Origin of the sequence: Frankia sp. AgB1.9 (assembly GCF_016786355.1) — a bacterium.
Taxonomy (GTDB): Bacteria; Actinomycetota; Actinomycetes; order Frankiales; family Frankiaceae; genus Pseudofrankia.
The window spans coordinates 68291-91045 of the sequence record NZ_JADWYX010000020.1; the positions used below are offsets into that span (position 1 = coordinate 68291).

Genomic DNA, 22755 nt, shown 5'->3' on the forward strand with positions numbered 1-22755 from the left:
TTCTCCACCTTCGGCGTTCGCGCGCCGTCGGCAGTATGCAACCCGGCGTCCAGAATCCGAAGCCCGGATCTCCGAAGCCCCGGATCACAGCCGAGGCCCTGTTCCCGCCCTCCGCCCTACGGCTTGACGCTGCCGAGGCTTTGCCAGAAAACGCGCATTTCGGTCATCTGGTGACTCATCCGGGCGAACGTTGTCCATCGTGACGGTTGCGGCTCAGGTGCCCGGTCGCGGGCCATACGGTCATCCGGCACCCGCGGCCGGCGGGTCGTGGGACAGGCTGGGGGAGCGCGGTGTTCGGCTTCGAGCTACAGACGAACGGCAACAACTTCGTCGAGGGAGTAAGCCCGCGTGAGGTCGCCTGGAAGTCGGACGACGGTCTGGTCACCCTGGAAGGTGACGAGACCTATGAGAACCCCCGGTGGGCCGAGCTGGAGTTCGTCACGGCACCCTGCAAGGACCTGAAAACGGCACAGGAGGCGGCGGCGACAGCCCAGAACCTGGCCACGGCGCTCGCCAGGGAGGCCCACGGCAATCTGGGCGTCGTAAGGTTCAGGGATACGCAGGTGTTCGAGAAGGGCACCTGGACCAGGACCGGGTCAATGGTCGTCAAGAATCCCGTGTTCGCGGCCAAGCCGCAGGTCACCGTCGGCGTCGCGCTGCCGGCGATGCGCCGCTTCCTGACGACCGCGTTGACGAATACCGGGGCGCAACTGACCGTGGAAACGCTGACGTCGCTGCGCCAACTGGCCGCGCTTCGGTTCAAGGAGCACAGCATCAGTCCGGAGGTGGCCGGCAGCCCGGAGATGGATGGATTCCTCGCCGCCTGCCACTACTTTCTCCTCAAGTCTTTCGTCTACGATATTCCGTACTATGCCGTCGACGCGGAGGGGCGCCCGGGGCTGCCCCGCGACCACGACCTGTGGCGGGTCTTCGAGTGGGACAGCCAGTACCTCGCCTCGCTGAAATACAAGGGAAGCGCTCCCCTGATGACGGGCCGAGGAAATGTCTGCCGGGTCGCGGTCAACCGGGACGCGCCCAAGTCCCTGTACGAGATTCTCCACCGCACGGACTTCCACGCGATGTTCCGGCTCATCCCGGAACGGCTGCGGGCGGGGATCACTAAGGACGTGCTGCGTGACGTGCTGTGGCCCGACCTGACGTGGAACCGGAACTTCATCATGATGGTCGTCCCCTACCGTGCGGACCCGCTCGAGGGCCGGCTCCAGCCGGTACCCGTCAGGCGGAAGGGCACCGGCTGGAAGGACGGCGTGCGCGACACCAGCACGAAGGTCGACTACTGGTATCTGACCGATGGCGGCCCCTTCTACCAGGACTGGTGCGCCAGCGTCCTTGAGGGGCGCCAGGCAGTCGATCGGGGATCGAACATCCCCAAGGACCTGGCCTCGCCGCCGCCGGGAATCCGAGGCCGGGAACGCGCACATCTGCACGAGTTCCCGACGAGCGCCGAGGACAAGTCGACGTACTACGGCATGGGCGCCTTCCCCGCCGACAAAGGAGGGCTCGCCGTGTACGAGCACCGCGCGTTCGCCAGCGACTCGTGCATCAAGCACACGCAGATCGGCGAGCTGGTGCCGTCGGCCAACTGGGTCAAGCTCGTCGAGGCCTTCCACCAGACCTACCAGCCGGCGTGATCGGCTAGAGGCCCGCCTGCGGTGTCGGGCGGTCGGTGCCGTAGGCGGCCAGCAGGGCGTCGGCGGCGAGACTCGGGGTCAGGGTGCCGTCGCGGACCTGGCGCTCCAGGTCGGGGGCGAGCGCACGGACCGACGCGTGCGTGTGCAGGTCGGTGAGCAGCCGGTCGTGCACCATCGCCCAGGTCCAGTCGACCTGCTGGCGGCGGCGGCGGGCGGCGAGCAGCCCGGCGGCGTCGAGCATGTCCTGGTGGCCGACGACCTGCTCCCAGACCTCGGCGAGGCCGGTCTTCTCGATCGCCGAGCAGGTCAGCACGGGGGCGCGCCAGCCGTCGTCGGGCGCCCGCAGCATCCGCAGCGCGCCGGCGAGCTCGCGGGCGGCCCGCTGCGCGTCGATCAGGTGGGGGCCGTCGGCCTTGTTCACGGTGATCACGTCGGCGATCTCCAGGACGCCCTTCTTGATGCCCTGGAGCTGGTCGCCGGTGCGGGCGAGGGTCAGGAACAGGAAGGTGTCGACCATGTCGGCGACCGTCGTCTCCGACTGGCCGACGCCGACGGTCTCGACCAGCACGACGTCGTAGCCGGCGGCCTCCATGATGACGATCGCCTCGCGGGTGGCCTTCGCGACGCCGCCCAGGGTCCCGGCGGTCGGCGACGGCCGGATGAACGCGTTCGGGTCGATCGCCAGGTCGGCCATCCTGGTCTTGTCGCCGAGGATGCTGCCGCCGGTGCGGGTCGACGACGGGTCGACGGCGAGCACCGCGACGCGGTGGCCCTGACCGGTCAGCATCGTGCCGAGCGCGTCGATGAAGGTCGACTTGCCGACGCCGGGGACGCCCGTGACGCCGACCCGCCGGGCCTTCCCCGTGTGGGGCAACAGCTTCACCAGCAGGGCCTGGGCCGCGGCCCGGTGGTCGGCCCGGCTGGACTCGACCAGCGTGATCGCCCGCGCGACCATCGTCCGGTTGTTCGCCAGCACCCCTTCGGCGTAGGCGTCGACGTCGACGGGGCGGCGGGCTGGCACCCGGCGGCCAGACTCGGGGGCGCCAGATTCAGGGAGGCCAGATTCAGGGAGGCCAGGGTCGGGGAGGCCAGGTTCGGGCCGTGGCACGCGGGCGAGAGCCTCCGTCACCGGTAGATCACCAAGTCAGGCCGGGTCGGCGGCCAGGCCTACGCGGCCGGGCCGAGGTCGTGGCCGAGCTGGTCGGCGAGGATGCCGAGCACCTCGATCGCGGACTCGGCCACGGACGTCCCCGGCGAGAAGATCGCGACGGCGCCGGCGGCGCGCAGCGCGTCGTAGTCCTGCGGGGGGATGACGCCGCCGCAGGTCACCAGGATGTCGGCCCGGTCGAGCTTCGCGAGCTCCGCGCGCAGCTCCGGCACCAGCGTCAGGTGGCCGGCGGCCAGCGACGAGACGCCGACGACCTGCACGTCCGCCTCGACGGCCTGGCGGGCCACCTCGGCCGGGGTCTGGAACAGCGCGCCCACGTCGACGTCGAAGCCGAGGTCGGCGAAGCCGGAGGCGACGACCTTCTGGCCGCGGTCGTGCCCGTCCTGGCCCATCTTGGCGATCAGGATGCGGGGGCGGCGGCCCTCGGCCTCCTCGAACGCGGTGGCCAGCCGGCGCGCCTCGCCGATCTCCGGGGACGGCCCGGCCTCGTCGCGGTACACGCCAGAGATCGTACGAATCTGGGCCGAGTGCCGCCCGTAGACCTTCTCCAGGGCGTCCGAGATCTCACCGACGGTCGCCTTGGCCCTGGCCGCGTCGACGGCGAGCTTGAGCAGGTTGCCGTCCAGGCCGGCGGCGCGGGTGCCGGCCTGCGCCTCGTCTGCGGCCCGGGTCAGCGCGGATAGCGCCGCGTCGACCGCGTGCGGGTCGCGGTCCTCGCGCAGCTGACGCAGCTTGGCGAGCTGCTCGGCGCGCACGGCGGTGTTGTCCACCTTGAGGACGTCGATGTCCTCCTTGCCGGCCAGCCGGTACTTGTTGACGCCGATCAGGGGCTGGCGGCCGGAGTCGATGCGGGCCTGGGTGCGCGCCGCGACCTCCTCGATCCGCAGCTTCGGGATGCCGGCGTCGATGGCCGAGGCCATGCCACCGCGCTCCTCGACCTCGGCGATGTGGCCCCAGGCCTTGCGCGCCAGGTCGTAGGTGAGCCGCTCGACGTAGTAGGAGCCGCCCCACGGGTCGATCACCCGGGTGGTGCCGGACTCCTGCTGCAGGAACAGCTGGGTGTTGCGGGCGATCCGGGCCGAGAAGTCGGTCGGCAGCGCCAGCGCCTCGTCGAGGGCGTTGGTGTGCAGCGACTGGGTGTGGCCCTGGGTCGCGGCCATCGCCTCGACGCAGGTGCGGGCGACGTTGTTGAACACGTCCTGCGCGGTCAGCGACCAGCCGGAGGTCTGCGAGTGGGTCCGCAGCGACAGCGACTTCTCGCTCTTCGGCTCGAACTGCTTCACCAGCCGCGCCCAGATCAGGCGCGCGGCCCGCATCTTGGCGACCTCCATGAAGAAGTTCATCCCGATCGCCCAGAAGAACGACAGCCGCGGCGCGAACGCGTCGATACCGAGTCCCGCGGCGAGGCCGGCCCGGATGTACTCGACGCCGTCTGCCAGCGTGTAGGCGAGCTCCAGGTCCGCGCTGGCTCCGGCCTCCTGCATGTGGTAGCCGGAGATCGAGATCGAGTTGAACTTCGGCATCTTCTGCGAGCTGTACGAGAAGATGTCCGAGATGACCTGCATCGACGGCTTCGGCGGGTAGATGTAGGTGTTGCGGACCATGAACTCTTTGAGGATGTCGTTCTGGATCGTCCCGGCGAGCTGCTCCGGGGCGACGCCCTGCTCCTCGGCCGCCACGATGTAGAGCGCCAGGATGGGCAGCACGGCGCCGTTCATCGTCATCGAGACGCTCATCCGGTCCAGCGGGATGCCGTCGAACAGCTGGCGCATGTCGTAGATCGAGTCGATGGCGACGCCCGCCATGCCGACGTCGCCGGTCACCCGCGGGTGGTCGGAGTCGTAGCCGCGATGGGTCGGCAGGTCGAACGCGACCGACAGGCCCTTCTGCCCGGCGGCCAGGTTGCGCCGGTAGAAGGCGTTCGAGTCGGCAGCGGTGGAGAAGCCGGCGTACTGGCGGATCGTCCACGGCTGGGTGACGTACATGGGCGCGTACGGCCCGCGCAGGAACGGCGCGATCCCCGGGTAGGTGTCCAGGAAGTCAAGCCCGGCGGTGTCGGCCGCGGTGTAGAGCGGCTTGACCTCGACGCCCTCGGGCGTGTCCCAGGTGAGCGCGTCGACGTCCTTGCCGGTCGCGGTCTGGACGGTGGCCCGCCAGTCGTCCAGGCTGACCGGCGCCGCCGCGCCGCCGCCGAGCTGGACCTCGGAGAAGTCCGGGATCAGGTTGCTGGGCATCAGGCGACCTCGGCCTTCGTGAGCGCGGTGCGAAGGACGTCGACGGCATCGCCGCCGGTGGCTACATAACCGTCGACGCCGGCGGCCGCGTCGGAGTCGGCCCGGTCACCCGGCTTGCCGGCGAGCCAGACGTGCGTCGCGCCGGCCGCCTTGAGCGCCGCGGCGACGGGCGCGGCGCTCGCCGCGTAGATCTTGTCCGACGAGCACAGGCAGGCGATCTTCGCCCCGGACGCCGTGAAGGCGGCGGCGATCGCGGCCGGGTCGTCGCCGGGGCCGGCGGCGGGGGTCTCCAGCCCGCCGGCCTGGAAGAGGTTCGCCGCGAAGGTGGCCCGCGGCGTGAACGTCGCCAGCGGCCCGATCGTCGCGAGGAAGGCCACCGGCCGGGCGCCGGTCGCGGCCAGGTGGGCGTCCGACCTGGCCCGCAGCGCCTCGTAGTCGTCGTCGTAGTGCCGGACGGGCAGCCCACCCGGCCCGCCCGCCCGCGCCGGAGCCGGGGACCGCTCCGGCAGGGTCTCGGCCACGTTGGGGAACTCGCTGATGCCGGTCAGCGGGGCCCGGCGCAACGCCAGGTCCTCCCGGCGTCGCGCCCAGGTCGTGTCGATCCGCTCGGCCACGAGCCCGCTCGCGAGCGCCGCCGCCATCCCGCCGGCCCGCTCGATCTCGGTGAAGAACGCCCACGCGGCCTCGGCCAGCTCGGCGGTCAGCGACTCGACGAACCACGAGCCACCGGCCGGGTCGATCACCCTGGCGAGGCTCGACTCGTCGTGCAGCAGCGCCTGGATGTTGCGGGCCAGCCGGCGCGAGGTGCCGTCCGGCAGCCCGATCCGGTCGTCGAACGGCAGCACGGTGACGGCGTCGGCGCCGCCCACACTGGCCGCGAAGGCGGCGATCGTGGTGCGCAGCAGGTTCACGTACGGATCACGCCGCGTCATCATCGCCGACGAGGTGACCGCGTGCTGGTGCTGCGCCTGGTCGGCGCCGGTCGCGCCGCAGACCTCGGTGACCCGGGCCCACAGCAGCCGGGCGGCGCGCAGCTTGGCGATCGTGGCGAACTGGTCGGCGGTGGCCGCGTACCGGAACTCCAGCTGCGCGAGGGCGCCGGCGACGTCGAGCGCGGCCGTGTTCGCGTCGCCGGCCGCCCCGCTCCCGGTCACCCCGGACCCGGTCAGCGCGCGCAGGTAGGCGACGCCGGTCGCGAGCGAGGCACCGAGCTCCTGCGCGTCGCTGCCGCCCGCGTCGTGGTACGGCGTCGCGTCGACGACGAAGGTCCGGACGCCCGGGTAGCCGGCCGCGACGCGCTCGGCGAGCCGGGACGCCTCGTCCAGGTGCGCGGCGAGCTTGTCGCCGCCGAGCCCGGTGCGGGCGGCGAAGCCGAGTGGGTCGGCGCCGAGGGTCGCCCGCACCGCCGAGGGCGCGACTCCGCGCACGCCGGCGAGCGCGAGCAGCACGTCCGCGGCGGCGGTCGTCGTCACCGCGTCGCCACCGGTGTCCAGCACGACGGGCGCCAGGTCGAGGTAGACCTCGCGCAGCACGTCGGGTAGCGCCTCGGCGGAGAGAACCTCGCCCGAGTCGGCCGACGGGGCCGCCAGCCGCAGCCAGATCGACGTGGCCCCGCCCTCGAGGTCGTCGAGAATCGCCTCGGCCGTCACCTTCGCGTCCGGGTGGGTGTGCAGCGCCCGGACATCCCAGCCGTCGACGTTCGCGCCCTCGGCCCGCCGGCCACGGACGAACGGAGCGTGACCGGGCAGACCGGCCGCGACGGGAGTCGTGTCCGCCGCCGTGTACAGCGGCCGAATCGCGAAGCCGTCGTAGCTCGCGGTCGAGATAAGCGCCTCGGCGTCGGCCGGGAGAGCCTGCTCACCAGCAGTTCCGGACTTGCGCAGGACGCCGAGCACCAGCTTCTGCCAGGCCTCGCGCGTCGCCGGCGGGAACAGGGAGGCGAGCTCCAGATCGGCCGAGGGAACGGTCATGACCGGATCGTAGAGGCCCCCGCCGCGAGGAGCCTTCAATGTACTGTCAGTCACAGCGGCTTGCGATCATGAGGTGGCGGCGGGGATCACAGTTTGCGTGCGTGGGCCCCGCGCCCCAGCGGACCCGACCAGGGCCGACTCGCGTCGGCGGCGCCTACAGTGCGCGTTGGAGGGCGAGCCGAGCGGCGTGGTAGCCGGACATGCCGTGGATGCCGGCGCCGGGTGGGGTGGCGGCGGAGCAGAGGTAGACGCCGGGGAGCGGGGTCACCCAGGGGCGGCGGGACAGGACCGGCCGCGCCGCGAACTGGCGCAGGTCGGCGGTGCCGCCGCCGATGTCGCCGCCGACCTCGTTGGCGTTGTGCGCCTCCAGCGCCGCAGGGCCCATGACGTGCCGGGCGAGGATCCGGTCACGGAAGCCGGGGGCGAACCGCTCGACCTGATCTTCGATCGCGTCGGTCATGTCGACGGTCGAGCCGAGGGGGACATGGCAGTAGGCCCATCCGGTCTGGCGCCCGACGGGCGCCCGGGACGGGTCTGCGACCGAAGCCTGGACGAACAGCACGAACGGCCGACTGGGATGGCGGCCCCGAGCGACCGCTCGCTCGGCGGCGACGACCTGTGGAAGGGTGCCTCCGAGGTGCACCGTCGCGGCGCCGGCGACGGCCTCGTCGCGCCAGGGCACCGGGCCGTCGAGGGCCCAGTCGACCTTGAAGACTCCTGGGCCGTAGCGGTAGCGGGCCAAGGCGGCCCGATAGCGGCCGGGCAGCGCGTCGCGCGCGATCCGCAGCACCTGGCGGGGGGTGAGGTCGAGCAGCACGGCCCGCGCCGGCGGCAGCTGCGCCAGGCTCGTGACCCGATGGTCGGTGACGATCTCGCCGCCCAGTTTGGCCAGCCGGGTGACGAGGGCCTCGGCGACGGTCGACGACCCGCCCGCCGCGACCGGCCAGCCGACCTGGTGGGCGAGCACCCCCAGCAGCAGCCCGTACCCAGCGGTGATCGGCTGGCCCAGATCGAGCATCGAATGGGCCGCGAGCCCGCCGAACAGCGCTCGCGCGGCGTCGCCGCGCAGCGCGCCCTTCGCGAGCCACGTCGCGGGCCATGCCCCCGCCGCGCCGTACCGGGCCAGCGACAGCGGCGCGGCCGGCGGAAGATCGAGCATCGACAGGACGCCGTCGGCGAGGCGCGGACCGGCGGCGACGTACGGACCCAGTAGCCGCCGCCACCCCGCGGCGTCGTCTCGTCGCTCCCCCCGACCGAGGCCGGTCGCCGTCGCGTCGAGGTCCCGGTGCAACAGCGCGGCCGGGGCGCCGTCCAGCGGATGGGCGAGCGGAACAGCCGGATGCGCCCAGCGCACCCCGTCAGCCTCGCCCAGGCCGCGCAGCGCGGGGGAGGCGAGGGCGAGCGGGAGCACGGTGGCGCACACGTCGTGTCGGAAGCCTGGCAGCGTCAGCTCCTCGGTCCGCAGACCGCCACCAGGCTGGCTCGCCGCCTCCAGGACGAGCACGCGCCAGCCGGCGTCGGCGAGCGTCACCGCCGCCACCAGGCCGTTGGGCCCCGCACCGACGACGACGGCGTCAAACCCGTCAGGCCGCCCGCCCACCGCGTCGGCATTGAGTGCCACGGCTGCCTCCATGTCTCTTGTTCGCGGCGTCCGGGCAATGGCCTTCTGGTTTCAGTCAGATCCTCCCGCGCCCGTGATCGGGGGTGTGGTGCCGTCGCGCCCGGGGGTCTAGCGGCGGGTGCCGGGGACGCAGCCGCTCAGGGTCGCGGGGGAGAGTTCGTCTTTGCGTACATAGCCGACGGCGCCGCAGCGGTCGGCGCCGGGGGGTAGGTCCTCGGCGCCGTAGGACGACATCAGGAGCACGGCGGCCGACGGGTCGTCGGCGACGATGCGGCGGGTCGCCTCGACGCCGTCAATGCCAGGAAGGTGCACGTCCATCAGCACCAACGACGGCCGCACCCGTCCGGCGAGCTCGACCCCCTCCTCGCCGGACTCCGCCTCGGCGATCACCGACCAGCCGGGCAGCGCCGCGACGAGCACGCGCGCGACGTCGCGGAAAAGCGCTTGATCGTCCACGACGAGGACCCCGACCGGCGTGCTGGACGACTCTGCGCTGGCGACGTCAGACAGTGGCACGCGTCCATCGTCGGTACTGCTCGAGCCCGCGGCAAGGTTGCCAGCCGCCAGCGGCGGGGGTGCCAGCACCACCGGGCTGGACCGGCTGGGTCGCCGCCGCGACATCGTCGGCGGTGGTCGCGCTAGCCGCGCTGCGCGGCCAGATAGATCAGGACGGCCTTGACCCTACGGTTGGTGTCGGGCTCGGCGGTCAGTCCCAGCTTGGCGAACAGTGTGTTGATGTGCTTCTCGACGGCACGCTCGCTGAGGTACAGCGCGGCGCCGGCCGCCGCGTTGCTCTTGCCCTGGGCGATCTGCGCGAGCACGTCGCGCTCCCGCTCGGTCAGGGCGGCGAGCGGCGATGTCCGAGGCGCGGCGCGCACGGCCACCAGCGCCTCGACGACCGCCGGGTCCACCACCGAGCCGCCCGCGGCGACCGCCCGCACGGCGCCGGCGAGCTGCCCCGGCTCTCCCACGGCGTCCTTCACCAGGTACGCCCGCCCGCCGCTGCCGTGCTCGAAGAGCTTGAGCGCGTACTCCGGGTCCGCGTACTGCGACAGGACGACGACCGCGAGCCCGGGGTGGCTCGCGCGCAGCGCGGCGGCCGCGCGAATGCCTTCGTCGGTGTTGGTCGGCGGCATGCGTACGTCGGTCACGACGACGTCCGGCGCCAGCTGCCCGACCATGGTCATCAGCGAGCCGAGGTCCGCGCAGGCGTCGACGACCTTGAGATCTGGCTGGCTGTCCAGCATGCGGCGGACGCCTTCCCGGACGATCAGGGAATCGTCGGCGAGCACGATGCGCAGTGACACATGGGTAGCCTACCGAAAGACGATCACCATTCGCCGTGCCTGTCCGCTCACCGACGCGACCCCATGCATGGGTTCACCGGTTTTGTCAAGTACCTGTCAGCTCCAGAGTTCCGAGAGGGGGAGGGTGCCGCGTATGCGCGTGCCGCTGTCGGGGGCGGAGTCGACCTCGACGGTTCCGCCGAACGCGCCGACTCGGTCGCGCATGTTCTCGAAGCCGTGGCCGGCCGTGCTGGTCAGGTCGAAGCCCGCGCCGTCGTCGGCCACCTCGAAGTGGATCGCGCCGTCGACGGCGGCCACGGTGATCGTCACCTCGGCCTCCGCGCCGGCGTACTTGGCGGCGTTCTGTAGCGCCTCCAGGCAGCAGAAGTAGATCGCCGCCTCCAGATCCGGGGGGTAGCGCTGGGGGGCCGCCTCGACGAGGCAGTCCAGCGGGCCGCGGCTCGCGGCGGCCCGCAGCGCGGGGGCCAGGCCGTGGTCACGTAGCAGCGGCGGGTAGATGCCGTGGGCCAGTTCCCGCAGCGCCGCGGCGGCGGAGCGAACGTCCGCGTGCAGGCCGGCGAGCAGCGGGCCGACGGCCGCCGGGTTGGTGTCCGCGAGCTGAGCGGCGAGCCCGACCTTGACCGACAGCCCGACGAGGTGCTGCTGCGCGCCGTCGTGCAGGTCGCGCTCCAGCCGGCGGCGCGCCGCGTCGGCCGCCGTCACGATCCGGACCCGGGAGGCGACGAGCTGTGCGTTGCGCTCCCGCAGCGCTTCCAGCGACGCTTGCAGCGCGCTGTCCAGCGAGAGGTTGTGCAGCGCGAGGCCGATCTGGCGGGCCAGTTCGACGAGCACCCGGTCCTCGTCCGGGGTGAACGGCGCCGCGGCGGCCGGCCGGCGCACGACGAGCAGCCCGAGCAGCTCGCCCAGATGGGCGACCGGCGCGACCCGCACCTTCTCGTCGCCGTCCAGCAGCTCCGGCAGCCACATCGCGATCCAGGCGTTGCCGCCGGTGCGGGCCCGTTCGACCGCTGGACGCGCGCGGGGGCCAAGCCTCAGCTGGGCCGCGGGCCGCTCGGGCAGACTGATCGTGCGGCGCAGCGTGCCGTCACCACCGGTCCAGATCTCGGCGCCGGCCGGGCCGAGCGAGGCCCGCAGCAGCTCCGTGAGCTGCAGCAACAGCTCGTCCATCGGGACGGCCCGGCTCATCCGGGTGCCGAAGGTGGCGAGAAGTCGCTCCGGTGCGACGTCCGTGCCCCGCACCATGCGTTGCGCGGCGTCGGCGAGCCAGGAGCGGACGGGCAGCGCGCACGCCGCGCAGACGACCGCCGCCAGCAGGGAAAGCGCGAGCAGGTGCCGCTCGTTCGCGGCCGGCCGGCGGCCCAGTCCGAGCACGGCGGCCAGATAGATGGCGGCGGCGAACACGGCGAGGCCCGCGACGCAGACCCCTTCGACGAAGGCCCGCGGGCCGAACCGGGCCAGCCGGGGCGACTGTCCCGCGGACATGGCGAGCGGCACCTGCACCCAGAGGGCGAGTACCGCGGGCGCCGGGTTGGCGGGAAGGCCCAGCAGGAGGCTGCCCGCGCTGACGACCACGGCCCCGGCGACGGCCAGCACGGTGCCCGTGTCGGCCCAGAGCAGCGCGCGGCGGGTTCGCTCGCCGATGCCCGCCGCGCCGCCGTCGCCCCCGTTGACGAGCACCAGGTGACAGATCCCGACGTACAGCGCGCCGAGCACCGCGACGCCGGCCAGCGCGGCGGAGTGGGCCGCGTTGCCTGGCGGGGCCGCGACGACGGCGCTGACCGCGGCGATGACCAGCAGACCGGCGAACGCGGCCCTGCTGGCGCCAGTCGGCGGCCCTTCGGGCGGGATGGCGAGCGTGACCGCCCACGCCAGGACCGCCACCGGGGTAAGCCGAGGCTCCAGCAGCGCCACGGCCTGGACGACGGCGACGGCCGCGGCGAACCAGGCCAGCCGTGGCGGCCGCGCTGTGCGCGCGATGACCGCGAGCACCGCCCAGCACCCGGTCGAGACCAGGCCCACCGCCCGGACGCCCCCGTCGAGGCCGCCAGAACCGCTCGCCGCCTGGCCGACGAGCCGATGGCCGGCCAGCGCGAGGGTGAGCGCGGCGACGCCGACGAGCGCCGGCAGCCAGGTCACGGCGCGCCGGACCTGAGCCCGGGCGTCGCCGGACATGGGGGTCGGGCTCGTGTCCGGCATCGCGGTCCCGGTCGTTCCACGCGCGGCCTGGGCGGACGCCGCCGTCTGCTGCCCGGCCGGCGGGCTGATCGTCGGCGGGGTGGTCATCGGGTCAGTGGTCACGGTGCCTCACTCGGCGCGCAGCACGTCGGCGACGCGCAGCCGGGCCGCGCGCCGGGCGGGCACGCCGGCCAGGAAGCTAGCAGTGGCGATCACCGCCGGCACGATGAGCGCCAGCGCGAGTTCCGCCACCGGCCCGACGTAGAGGAGGGGGGTGCTCATCGCGACCGCGCGCCACAGCGCCCGGCCGAGCGCGACGCCGACAGGCACGCCGACCGCCAAGCCCACGAAGGCCAGGACGCCCGCCTGGGTGAGCACGATTCCCCTGGCCTGCCAGCGGGTCAGACCAAGTGCGCGTAGCACGGCCAGCTCGTGGCGGCGCCGGCGCACGCCGACGATCAGGGCGTGGCCGACGGCGCCGACCGCGAGCAGCCCCAGGAAGATCCCGAGGAGCCGCGGCAGGTCGGCGACTCCCCGGAAGCGGGCCTGCGCCGCGACCGGGAATTCCTTGCTCAGGAGGAAAAAGGCGTCGTCCGAACCGGCGGCCTTGCTGAGCCGGTCCCGCACGGCCGAGGCGCTCGTCCCTGGGCGGACCTCGACCTCCAGGAGGTGGTATTTGTACCCGCCCTCGGGGAACAGTGCGTGGTAGCCCGCGGCGGTCACCCAGCCGCCCTCGTCGTACGTCGTGTGTGGCGCCTGCGGGACGAACGCCAGCCCGGTCACCCGCATCGGCGTGCCGCCCGCCGGGCCGCGCCCGGTGACGGCGACGAGGTCCCCGACGCTGACGCCGGACCGGCGGGCGGCACCCGGAGCCATCGCGATCTCGCCGGCGTTGGTCGGGAGCCGCCCGGCCAGCATCGGCACCGGGGACGGGTGCCCGCTGACCGCGTCGAGGGTGAACAGCGTCGCCGGCCGGCGGCCGATGCTCGCGACGTCGATCTGGGTGTCGTTGACGGCGAGCACGTCGTGGTCGCCGGCCGCGAGGTTGACGAGGTCGCGGGTCGGCACGATCGGCTGGCCGGCGAAGCCGACCAAGCTCGCGATCTGGAAGGTCTGCCCGTACCGGGCGGGGCTCGCCGCCGCGTCGGCGACACCGGCCTCGAACGTCAGCGCGCCGAGCACCCCGAGGACGCCCACGACCGCGCCGACCAGCGCCGGCCGGACGGCGGCGCCGGCCTGGCCGCGCTCGAGCGCGAAGCGCGCACCGGTCACCACCGGGACAGGCATGCCGGACCGGTAGGCCAGTCGCGCGGCCGTCGACCGGCGGGGCCGCGCCAGCCGGGTGCCGCGCACCGAGATGGCGAACGCCGTGGTGGTCGCCGCCACGGTCACCAGCAGCACCGTCACAGCCGCGACCGCGGGGAGCACCACGAGGTCGAGTTGGAAGCCCGGAGTCGGCTCGACCCAGGACGCGGAGCCGATCGGGAACAGCGACGAGACGCCCGCCGCCCCGGCGGCCCCGACGAGCACCCCGACGGTCGTCGCGAGCACCGGCCCGGCGGCCGCGGCGGCGGTGGCCTGCCGGACGGTCAGGCCGAGCGTACGCAGCACGCCGAGGTCCGCGGCCGCGCCGATCACGAACCGCACGACGGCCTGGCCGACCAGCACCACCGCGGCCAGGTAGGCCGCCAGCGCGAACGTGGCCAGCGCGCCCGCCTCGAAGGAGGTGGTGGCGCGATAGTCCCGCTCGTCCTGGACGACGTCGATGATGTCGACCGGGTGGCCGGCCACGCGGTCGAGCCCGGCCTGGAAGGCGGGCACGCCGGCGGCGCCGGACCGCAGCCGGATCTGGGCGTTGACGATCGTCTGCTCGCCGGAGCCGCGCAGGTTCTGCCGGTAGCGGGCCGTGAACCCGTAGCTGACCTGGATACCGCCGGGTCCGCCCGGGCCGTCCAGGTAGAACCAGGCGGACCGGACTACCCCGACGATCGTGAGCCGCTGGTGCGGGCCGGTGAACGAGGCCGACGTCGCATTGACCGTCTGGGCGTCGGTCTGTGCCGGGGTCGGCAGGACCGCGGTCACCGAGTCCCCGAGCTTCAGCCCGTTGGTGGTCAGGAAGCGCGGGCTGACGACCGCCTCGTCCGCCCGGTTCGGGTCGGCGAGCCGGCCGGCGAGGACCACCGGGCGCTCGACCGTCCGCATCGCCTCGGTGTCCATCGGGACGAAGCTGATGTTGGCGTTGGGATGGCCTTCCAGGGCGAATGTGCCGGTGAGCAGGAAGAGGCTCATCGCCTCGACGTCGGGCAGCCGGCGCACCGCGTCCCAGCCGAAGCCAGGCTCGTTCGGCACGGCCGCCAGCGTGGCGGACCGGGTGTCGCCGACCAGTCGATCGAGTGCCGAGGCACCGCGGCGGGCCCCGGCCGCGGTCGCCATGACGGTGCCGGCGGCGACCGCGACCAGCAACGCGAGCGTGAGCAGCGACAGCCAGCGTCGCCGCAGGTCGAGCCGCAGCCAGGCCCACACGGGCCGCCACGCGGGCGCGTCCGTGCCCCGCGCGGGCATCGAGGTCTCCTGCGCGGTCATGACGTCCTCGGCGCGGCGATCCGGCCGTCGCGCATCGGCACGACGCGCTGGGCGCCGGCGGCCACGTCCACCGAGTGAGTGATCATGATGATGGTCTGGCCGTCCGAGTGCAGCCGGCGGAACAGCTCGAGGATCTCCAGCCCGCCCTCGCTGTCGAGCGCCCCCGTCGGCTCGTCCGCCAGGAGCACCGTCGGCGCGTTGACCAGGGCGCGCGCGATCGCCAGCCGCTGTCGTTGCCCGCCGGAGAGCACGGAGGGGATCTGGTCGGCGCGGTCGGCCAGGCCCAGCAGGTCGAGGAGGTCCCGCGCCCTGGCCTCGGCGGCTCGCCTGCGCATCCCGCCTATCGACGCGGGCAACACGATGTTCTGCAGCGCCGACATGCCGTCGATCAGGTTGAAGAACTGGAACACGATGCCGACATGGCGGCGACGGAAGCGGCTGAGCCAGTCGGCGTCGCGGCCGCTCACCCGCTCTCCGGCGACCTCGACGGTGCCGTCGTCGGCCGCCTCCAGGCCCGCGATCACGTTGAGCAACGTCGACTTCCCGCACCCCGACGGGCCGGTCACGGCAATCAGCTCGCCGGCGGCGACGTCCAGGTCGACGCCGCGCAGCGCCCGCACCGGCGCGAGGTCGGCGTCGAAGGTGCGCCGCACGCCCCGCAGCCGCACGACCGGCGCCTCACCCGTGTCAGCCTCCGAGGTCGCGGCGGCGCGGGTCTCGACGGTCGTCGCGCCGCCGGCACCGACGGCTTCTGGGACGTCTGCGGCGCCTGCCAGTTCGGTACTAGTCACGTCAGGTCCTCCCCCGACCGGCGCGGTCGGGTGCCCCGCGCCGAATATTGGTGACACATTGGGACTGTCGATGGCCTCCGGCGCTATGGTCGTGGGCGCTCGCGGCCCGCGGCTCCTGCCGCAAGGGAAATCGCGCGGCGTTCGGGAAGGCGGACGAGGCCCTGTCGGCCCCGAATGGCGAGCCGAATGCCCGACGATCGCAGGTGAGACGAGCACGGGTGTCGTCGATTCTGTTTCATTCTCGTTACGCGCCCTCAGCGCGGGCCCGGCCGCGGGCCTGCCACCAGCGGCGGCCGCGCTCGGCATATTCCCGGCTCAGCAAAGGGGCCGGGCCTGGGTCGGCAGGTTCCCCCACAGGTGGCAAGATTTCCACAGAGACACTGGCCAGCGGGGCTGATTGCGAAACGCGCGGCGCCCGGGCCGGCGTTGGTCCTTGGTCCGCGGCGCTCGTTTCCTCGTCCGTCGTGCCGTCGGCGGCGGGCGCGGTCCGTGGCCACAGCTGGAAAGGGCGCACCTGGGCGGTTCGGCCTTTCACGGTGCGGGCCGGCATTTCCCAGACGTCGAAATCGTGGTGGTCACCCAGAGCGGTCGCCGTGGCGTCGCTGATCACGGTGGTTCCCGCCGGCCTGGCGAGGTCGCCGAGGCGCTGGGCGAGGTTCACCGTGTCGCCGACGAGCGTGTATTCCAACCGTTCCTCGCTCCCGAGCAGCGCGGCGGCCACCGGGCCGCTGCACACGCCGATGCCGAGGCCGAACGGCGCGAGGCCGTCGGCGGCCCACGCCTCGTCGAGGCGGGCCTGCCTGGCGTGCATCACGCCCGCGGCGCGACACGCGAGCAGGGCGTGGTCGGGCCGCGTGAACGGCGCGCCGAACACGGCCATCACCGCGTCGCCGACGTACTGCATCACCGTCCCGCCGTGGCCGAGGATCGCGGCGTTCATCTCACGGCGGTGGGCACCCAGCTGCCCGGCCAGCGCCGCCGGGTCGGCCCGCTCGGCGATCGCCGAGTAGCCGCGCACATCCGAGATGAGCACGGTGACCTCGAGCCGCTCGGTGCGTCCGGCGGCGCCGGCGTCGGCGCTCAGCTTCTCCGCGAGCCCGGACGGCAGTAGACGAGACAGCGTCTCGCCCTGTTCCTCGCGGCGCAGCAGCGCGGTATGCAGCAACCGCAGCCGGCGCAGCGCGCCGCGCCGGCCCGCGCTCGCGCCTTCGGCCAGCCGGAGGAAGATCTCCTCGATCTCGCCGTTGACCGCCTCCGGGGTCTGCCGGCGGGTGGCCGCGATCGCCTTCACAGGCCGGCCGGCGGCCACCGCGGCCAGCAGCTCCTCCTGTCCGGCACTGAGCTCCCCGCGCTGGGTCACCGGGGACAGCATCGCGGCGACGATCTGTGGGTCGAGCATCGAGCCGCCGGTGGCGACCTCCCTGATGGCGCGGGACAGCCGGCCCGGCTCGCCTACCTGGTCCTTGAGCAGGTAGGCGAACCCGGCGGCGCCGTCGGCGAGGAGGGCTATCGCGTACTCGGGGTCGTCGAACTGTGACAGCACCACGACCCCGGTGCCCGGGTGACGGCGGCGGACCTCCTTGGCGCCCGCGATCCCGTCGTCCTGGAAGGTCGGCGGCATCCGGATGTCGGTCACGACGACCTGGGGATGAAGCTCGAACGCCGTACGGACCAGCTCGTCGCGGTCGGCGGCCACCGCCACGACCCGCACCGCCGGGTCGGTGGCCAGCAAGGCCCGTATGCCTTCCCGCGCGATGAGGTTGTCATCGGCGAGCAGCACCGTGATCGGTTCCATGGCCACCATTCAGCCCGTTTCGGGGGTCGCCGCCAATAGGGCCAGCACGGAACCGCGCGAGTGCTGGCACCCCGTTTTTCCGGATGCGGGCCGCACGAAAAGGAGCGGCGGGCCGCACCCTGGCTGCCTCGGGCTCCGCTTCCCGGCTGCGTCCTTCCTGGTCGGCGCCCGGAGCGGATGCCGGCGCACGCCGGCAGCACCCGAAATGCGGGGTGCTGCCACGCCGGAAACGAGCGGCTGACGCCCTCGGTCGCGCATCGCCGCGCTCCTAGCGTCTGGTGCCGACAACCCACCGCGGCTGGGCCAGAAACCACCGCCGCGCCTTTCCTGGGGAGGACGCCATGGGAACCAGAGTGGTCGAGTCGAGTGTCATGTCGATGTCGTGGATTCCGTCGGATGCTGTGCTGGGCTTCGGCAAGCTTCCGTTCTCGCTCGGGGTGAGTCACTACGACGAGCCGCTTCCGGACCAGGTCGACGACGTGGAGGCGCTGCGGCGCGCGGACCGGTTCCGGTTCGCCAACCGGCTCGCCGCGGCTGCGACCTTCTCCGACGACGGCCAGGTGCTGGCCTTCCGTTACACGGGTGGCGCGCTGACCGGGTCGACCACGGTGCGGCTCGCCGGACTTGGCGCGACGTTCGCCGGCGTCCCGATGCCCGACCTGCGGGCCGAGCCGGTCGTCGGCGACGGGTGGGTGCGGTTCACCCAGACCGGCGGCGGCCGCACGGCGCTGCCGCTGCCACGACAGATCGCCCGCCCGCCGTATTTCCGGCTGCAGAGCCCGGTCACCTGGTCGACGCTGTCACTGACGCTGTTCGCTGACGGCCGGGCCGACTACGAGCTGGTAGGCGCGAGCCCCTTCCCCCGGCACTGGGTCTACGACGCGGACGGCCGCCTCGTGCTCAAATCGGGGATCACCGACTGGTCCCGCTGGATGGCGCAGCCATCGCCACGGCACACTCCCTGGGGCGACGAGGACTCGCCCGCGCTGGTCGTCGCCGCCGAGACGGCGTTGGAGCGCGAGATGTCCCACCGGATCATGCGAGCCGGCCAGCGCCCGCGGATCGAGAAGCTGCCCGCCGGCAGCGAGCTCGTGCGGCAGGGCACGCCGGGCGATGCCCTCTTCCTGCTGCTCGACGGCCTGCTCGGGGTCGACGTCGACGGCGCCCGGGTCGCCGAGGTCGGGCCCGGCGCGGTCGTCGGCGAGCGCTCGCTGCTCGAGGGCGGCCTGCGGACCGCCACGCTGACGGCCGTCACCCCGGTGCGGGTGGCGCACGCCGACAAGGACGCCGTCAACCTAGCCGCGCTCGCGAGGCTCGCCCGCGGTCACCGCCGGGAGGAACAGGACAGCGCGTCTGCCGGGCCGGGCCGGCCGGGGACGACAGCGGTCCCGGCGGCCCGCGCCCAGACTGGCCACGAGTCGGTGACGGCGTGAACGTGCACCTGCTGGGCGTCAGGGGGTCGACGCCGGCGCCCGGGGAACCCTTTGCCCGCTACGGCGGCCACACCTCGTGCGTGGCGGTCACCGTGGCGGGCGACCCGGCGCCGACCCTGGTCCTCGACGCAGGGACCGGGCTGCGTAACCTTGGCCCGCTGCTCGGCCAGGCGCCGTTCCGCGGCACGATCCTGCTGACCCACCTGCACTGGGACCATACCCAGGGCCTGCCGTTCGCGCCCGGCCTCGACCGGCCGGACGCGAGCGTCGAGCTGCGGGTGCCGGCCCAGCGCGGACGCAGCGCCGCGCGGCTGCTGTCCCGGTCGATGTCACCGCCGAGCTTCCCGATCGAGATCTCGGGCCTGCGCGGCCAGTGGCGCACCCGGCTCGTGCACCCGGGCACCCTGACGGTAGGGCCGCGGTTCACGGTCAGGGCCGCGGAGGTTCCGCACAAAGGCGGCCGTACCTTCGGCTACCGGGTCACGGCGGACGGCGCATGCCTCGCGTACCTGCCCGACCACGCGCTGGCGGGCCGGCCGACGGCCGAGGCCCGCGCGCTGGCGACCGGGGCCGACCTGCTGCTTCACGACGCCTCGAACGGGTTCGGCGACCGTGCGGCGGCCGACGCTTACGGCCACTCGACGATGGACGACGCGATCCGGTTCGCCCGGGCGTGCCAGGTCCGCCGACTGGTCCTGATCCATCATGGCCCGGGCCGGACCGACACCGACCTCGATGCATTGGCGGCGCAAGTCGCCGTCGCCGAGGAAGGCGGCGACCTGCTGATAGGGCTGGGCCGGGAGGGCGATGTGATCCCCTGCGGCCAGCCCGCCCCCGCCGCCGTCCACTGAGGTGCGCACGCCGTCGCCAGCGTCAGCCGACAGCGCCGCGATCACCGCCCGTCCCGTCCCGCGCGACAGGTCCTGAGCGGGCCACCGGAGGTCACGACGGCCGGACCGGCTGCGCCTGCGTCATCTGGTCCGGCGGGTCAGCTCGACGCCGCGGACCAGGTGATCTGCGGGGGGCGGACCGACGCGCAGGTCGGGTGGCCCTTGGCGTCCGTGAGGCCGAGGCGCCCGACGAGCAGCCCGGACTCGACCGCGGCCGCCAGGACGTCGGCCGGCACGGCGGTCAGCCACAGCTTGGCGCGACGGAACATGGTGAAGCCGCCGTCCGCCGGGTCGACGGTGCCCCAGTTGAGGTAGATGAACCGTTCGCCGGGCCGGCCCTGGACATACCGGCCCGTCAGGTCGATGCCGCCCGGCGTGACCGTTGACGTGCACTCCAGCGTCCACACCGCCGCGGCGACGTCGGCTCGAACCGGATCGAGCAGCTCGGCCGGCCGTTCCCGCCGCTGCACCGCGACATGAATGTTCTCGTAGCCCGCACGCCCGGCCGGGCCGGCGCAGCTCCGCCCCGGCAGATCGGTTCCCTCCACCCGGATCAGCACCGGCCCATTGTCCGCCGCACGTCCGACAAGCCGGAGGCGGCCGGCACGGGGCCGGCCGCCTCGGGTGGGAACGGCGTTCGAAGCAGGGACCGGTCAGGCCGGTACTGGCCCGACCCCTTGTGTCAGGCCGTTCACCTTGTCGACGTTCTCCTTGACGGTGTTGTCGTCGCGGGGGACGTAGTGCGAGACCTGGGCGATCGACTGCTCGTTCTCCAGGAAGAACTTCATGTAGGCCGCCGTCGCCGGGTCGCGCAGCGCGTCGGTCCTGACGTAGACGTAGAGCGGCTTGCACAGCGGCGTGTAGACCCCGGTGCCGGCGGTGATCGCGTTCGGCGGCTCACAGCCCGAACCACCGTTGACGAGCACGCCGCGCAGCTGGGCTCCCAATGTCTCGAACGTCGGGAAGTCCAGGAAGCCGATCGCGTCCCGGTCGGACAGCACGGTGGAGGCGACGCCGCCCAGGTCCTTCACGGTGTAGTCCCGGGACTTCGTGCTGTCGCCGTTGATGCTGGAGTTGAACACCTCGGCCTGGACGGTGTTCTTCGCCGGGCCGACGAAGTTGATCGGCTCGTCCGGGTAGGACTTGTTGATCTGGTTCCACCTGGTGATCGTCGAGCCGGGGGCCCAGATCGACTTCAGCTGCGACAGGTTGAGGCAGCCCAGCCAGGTGTTCGCCGGGTTCACGATGATCGGCAGGGTGTGGTGGGCGATCTCGAACCCGACCACCTTGTCCTTGCAGCTCGGGTCGGGGGCGAACTTCGGGTCCAGCTCGAACGAGGCGCCGGCGATCGCGGCCTCACCGGAGCAGAGCTTGGTGAACGCCGTGCTGGTGTCGGTGACGGTCGAGTCGAAGGCGACGGTGACGTTCGGCTGGCTCGACGCCAGCTCCTGGGACGCCTTCTCCAGAATCGGGGCGACCTCGTCGGAGTTCGCGACCCGGACCACGTTGCGCGGCGGTGTGACCGCCGCCGGGGTGGTGGGCGCCGCGACGGTCGCGGGCGCGACCGTCGGCGCGGTCGTCGCCCCGGCGACGGTCGCGTCCCCGTTGCCGCCCTGCGTGAGCACGACGCCGAGCGTCGCGCCGCCGGCGATGAAGACCACGGCCGCGACCAGCGCGGCGATCCCGCCCGCGGACCGCAGCGGGCCGAGGCCGCCGCGCCGAGCCTTGCGGCCGCCGCCGCCCCGGGCGCCGCCGCCGGGGCTGGGCGCCGGACCAGCCGGCGCGGCCGTGTTCCACGCCGCGAGTCCCGTCGCCTGGGTGGCACCTGCCGTCGCGGCGGCCGTGGCCGGGAACGACTCGTAGGCCGCGGTGATCAACGCGGTCGACTCCGCGTCGTCCGGTGCGCTCGCGGCGGCGATCGGTACCGTCGCTCCCGCGCCGGCGAGCGAGCCCGACGGTGGCAGCGACACGCCGGGGAACGACGCGAGCTCCGGAGGCTCGCTCGCGAAAGCGCCGCCGAGCAGCGCGGTCTCGCCGCCGGCCGGTGGCTCAGCCTGCTCGGCGAGGCCGATGGCGAGCAGCGCGGCGCCGATCGCCAGGTCCTCCGCCGGCGGCTCCTCGAACCGGCGCGCGCCGGGCAGCGCGGCCCGCACCAGCCGGCCGACCAGCGGCATCCGGGCGAGTCCGCCGTACAGCAGCACCGACGACAGCCCGTCGGCGGTCGTCGGAACCGAGCGGACCGTCCGGGCCAGCACCCGCACGCTGTCCTCGACGGCCGGCGTGACCAGCCGTTCGAGGTCGTCGCGGCGCAGCGTCACCCAGGCGAACGCCCCGGGCAGCGTGACCGGGACCGACGCCTCGTCGTCCGCCGCCAGCGTCTCCTTGGCCGCGACGACCTCGGCGCGCAGCCGGCCGAGCGCCGCGGCCGTGGCCGGCTCGGTCCGGTCCAGCCGGGCGACGTCCACCCCGCTGGCGGCCAGCACGTGCTCCAGCAGCAGGTCGTCGATCTCGACGCCGGCCATCCCAGCCGGCGTGCCGACGACCTCGGCGCCGTAGTCGGAGACGGACAGCACCGCGGCCTCGCACGCGCCGGCCCCGAAGTCGTAGACCGCGATCAGGTCCGCGCCCCGTCCGGGCGTCCGGGCCGCCGCGCGCCGGGCCAGCACGGCGCCGAGCGCGTCGGCCGCCGGCACCGCCCGCACCGGCACGTCCAGGTCCAGGCGTTCCAGCGCCTCGCTGAACAGCTCACGGCGCCGGGAGGTCCAGCTCGTGGGGAACGTCAGGACGACCTGGTCCGGCGCCTCGCCCCGGCTCTCGGTGACGGTCGCGAGCACGCGGTCGAGGAACCGGGTGACCAGGCCCTCCGGCGTGTACGCGGAACCGCCGACCATGATCGGAGCGGGATCGCCGACCCGGCGCAGGAACCCGTGGGCCGCCCGCGACGGCTCGGCGAGCGCCCGCCGCGCGGCGGCCCGGCCGAACACCACCGGGGCGCCCGCTGGGAAGTAGAGGACCGTCGGAATCGACGAACCGCCGGCGACCGTCAGAATCTGTGGCCAGTCGCCCGCCGCCACGGCGACCGTGGTGTTCGCCGTTCCGATGTCGATACCAAGCTGGTAGCCCATCGCTGTGTCAC

At 73.6% G+C, this 22755-nt stretch carries 15 protein-coding genes; 3 read left to right on the forward strand and 12 right to left on the reverse strand.

The window, feature by feature from the left end; translation table 11 throughout:
* Positions 1-290 precede the first annotated feature (290 nt).
* Positions 291-1652: a hypothetical protein gene (locus tag I6A60_RS10090; RefSeq protein ID WP_203025082.1), complete on the forward strand. Its 1362-nt coding sequence runs from the start codon at positions 291-293 to the stop codon at positions 1650-1652.
* A 4-nt stretch (positions 1653-1656) separates the two neighbouring features.
* Here the strand turns inward: I6A60_RS10090 and meaB are convergent, their stop codons facing one another.
* From meaB to I6A60_RS10140, 10 genes are all read right to left on the reverse strand, one after another.
* Entirely contained in the window at positions 1657-2673 is a 1017-nt protein-coding gene (meaB, locus tag I6A60_RS10095; RefSeq protein WP_203025083.1) for a methylmalonyl Co-A mutase-associated GTPase MeaB, read from the reverse strand.
* Between the two features lie 146 nt (positions 2674-2819).
* Complete coding sequence (gene scpA, locus I6A60_RS10100) at positions 2820-5054, reverse strand: methylmalonyl-CoA mutase (RefSeq protein WP_203025084.1); 2235 nt, start codon at positions 5052-5054, stop codon at positions 2820-2822.
* The gene (locus tag I6A60_RS10105) at positions 5054-7024 is read right to left on the reverse strand and encodes a methylmalonyl-CoA mutase subunit beta (protein ID WP_203042458.1); all 1971 of its coding nucleotides are present in this window, start codon (positions 7022-7024) and stop codon (positions 5054-5056) included. The genes scpA and I6A60_RS10105 overlap by 1 nt, the downstream gene beginning before the upstream one ends.
* A 154-nt stretch (positions 7025-7178) precedes the next feature.
* Entirely contained in the window at positions 7179-8657 is a 1479-nt protein-coding gene (locus I6A60_RS10110; RefSeq protein ID WP_203042457.1) for an NAD(P)/FAD-dependent oxidoreductase, read from the reverse strand.
* Between the two features lie 96 nt (positions 8658-8753).
* Complete coding sequence (locus I6A60_RS10115) at positions 8754-9161, reverse strand: response regulator transcription factor (RefSeq protein ID WP_307873615.1); 408 nt, start codon at positions 9159-9161, stop codon at positions 8754-8756.
* Between the two features lie 122 nt (positions 9162-9283).
* Positions 9284-9952, reverse strand: a complete 669-nt coding sequence (locus I6A60_RS10120; RefSeq protein WP_203020773.1) for a response regulator transcription factor — start codon at positions 9950-9952, stop codon at positions 9284-9286.
* 96 nt (positions 9953-10048) lie between these two features.
* Positions 10049-12250, reverse strand: a complete 2202-nt coding sequence (locus tag I6A60_RS43430) for a histidine kinase (protein WP_203020775.1) — start codon at positions 12248-12250, stop codon at positions 10049-10051.
* A gap of 6 nt (positions 12251-12256) precedes the next feature.
* Positions 12257-14710: an FtsX-like permease family protein gene (locus tag I6A60_RS10130; RefSeq protein WP_238435121.1), complete on the reverse strand. Its 2454-nt coding sequence runs from the start codon at positions 14708-14710 to the stop codon at positions 12257-12259.
* Complete coding sequence (locus I6A60_RS10135) at positions 14707-15501, reverse strand: ABC transporter ATP-binding protein (RefSeq protein ID WP_203020777.1); 795 nt, start codon at positions 15499-15501, stop codon at positions 14707-14709. The genes I6A60_RS10130 and I6A60_RS10135 overlap by 4 nt, the downstream gene beginning before the upstream one ends.
* Before the next feature lie 244 nt (positions 15502-15745).
* Positions 15746-17296: a response regulator gene (locus I6A60_RS10140; protein WP_238435122.1), complete on the reverse strand. Its 1551-nt coding sequence runs from the start codon at positions 17294-17296 to the stop codon at positions 15746-15748.
* Between the two features lie 341 nt (positions 17297-17637).
* Between I6A60_RS10140 and I6A60_RS10145 the strand changes: the two genes are divergently transcribed.
* On the forward strand, positions 17638-18729 hold the full coding sequence (locus tag I6A60_RS10145; RefSeq protein WP_203020779.1) for a cyclic nucleotide-binding domain-containing protein: 1092 nt from the start codon (positions 17638-17640) through the stop codon (positions 18727-18729).
* Positions 18726-19580, forward strand: coding sequence for an MBL fold metallo-hydrolase (locus I6A60_RS10150; RefSeq protein ID WP_203020781.1), 855 nt, complete (start codon positions 18726-18728; stop codon positions 19578-19580). The genes I6A60_RS10145 and I6A60_RS10150 overlap by 4 nt, the downstream gene beginning before the upstream one ends.
* Positions 19581-19717: 137 nt before the next feature.
* Here I6A60_RS10150 and I6A60_RS10155 read toward each other — a convergent pair whose 3' ends face one another.
* Together I6A60_RS10155 and I6A60_RS10160 are read right to left on the reverse strand one after the other, a co-directional pair.
* Positions 19718-20179: a DUF5990 family protein gene (locus tag I6A60_RS10155; RefSeq protein ID WP_203020783.1), complete on the reverse strand. Its 462-nt coding sequence runs from the start codon at positions 20177-20179 to the stop codon at positions 19718-19720.
* 93 nt (positions 20180-20272) lie between these two features.
* Positions 20273-22744: an Hsp70 family protein gene (locus I6A60_RS10160; RefSeq protein ID WP_203020785.1), complete on the reverse strand. Its 2472-nt coding sequence runs from the start codon at positions 22742-22744 to the stop codon at positions 20273-20275.
* Between the last annotated feature and the right edge of the window lie 11 nt (positions 22745-22755).

Coding starts and splice junctions, on each gene's coding strand:
- I6A60_RS10105 (WP_203042458.1), bottom strand. CDS start 7,024: ATGACCGTTCCCTCGGCCGATCTGGAGCTCGCCTCCCTGTTCCCGCCG.
- I6A60_RS10145 (WP_203020779.1), top strand. CDS start 17,638: ATGGGAACCAGAGTGGTCGAGTCGAGTGTCATGTCGATGTCGTGGATT.
- scpA (WP_203025084.1), bottom strand. CDS start 5,054: ATGCCCAGCAACCTGATCCCGGACTTCTCCGAGGTCCAGCTCGGCGGC.
- I6A60_RS10140 (WP_238435122.1), bottom strand. CDS start 17,296: ATGGAACCGATCACGGTGCTGCTCGCCGATGACAACCTCATCGCGCGG.
- I6A60_RS10160 (WP_203020785.1), bottom strand. CDS start 22,744: ATGGGCTACCAGCTTGGTATCGACATCGGAACGGCGAACACCACGGTC.
- I6A60_RS10130 (WP_238435121.1), bottom strand. CDS start 14,710: ATGACCGCGCAGGAGACCTCGATGCCCGCGCGGGGCACGGACGCGCCC.
- I6A60_RS10110 (WP_203042457.1), bottom strand. CDS start 8,657: ATGGAGGCAGCCGTGGCACTCAATGCCGACGCGGTGGGCGGGCGGCCT.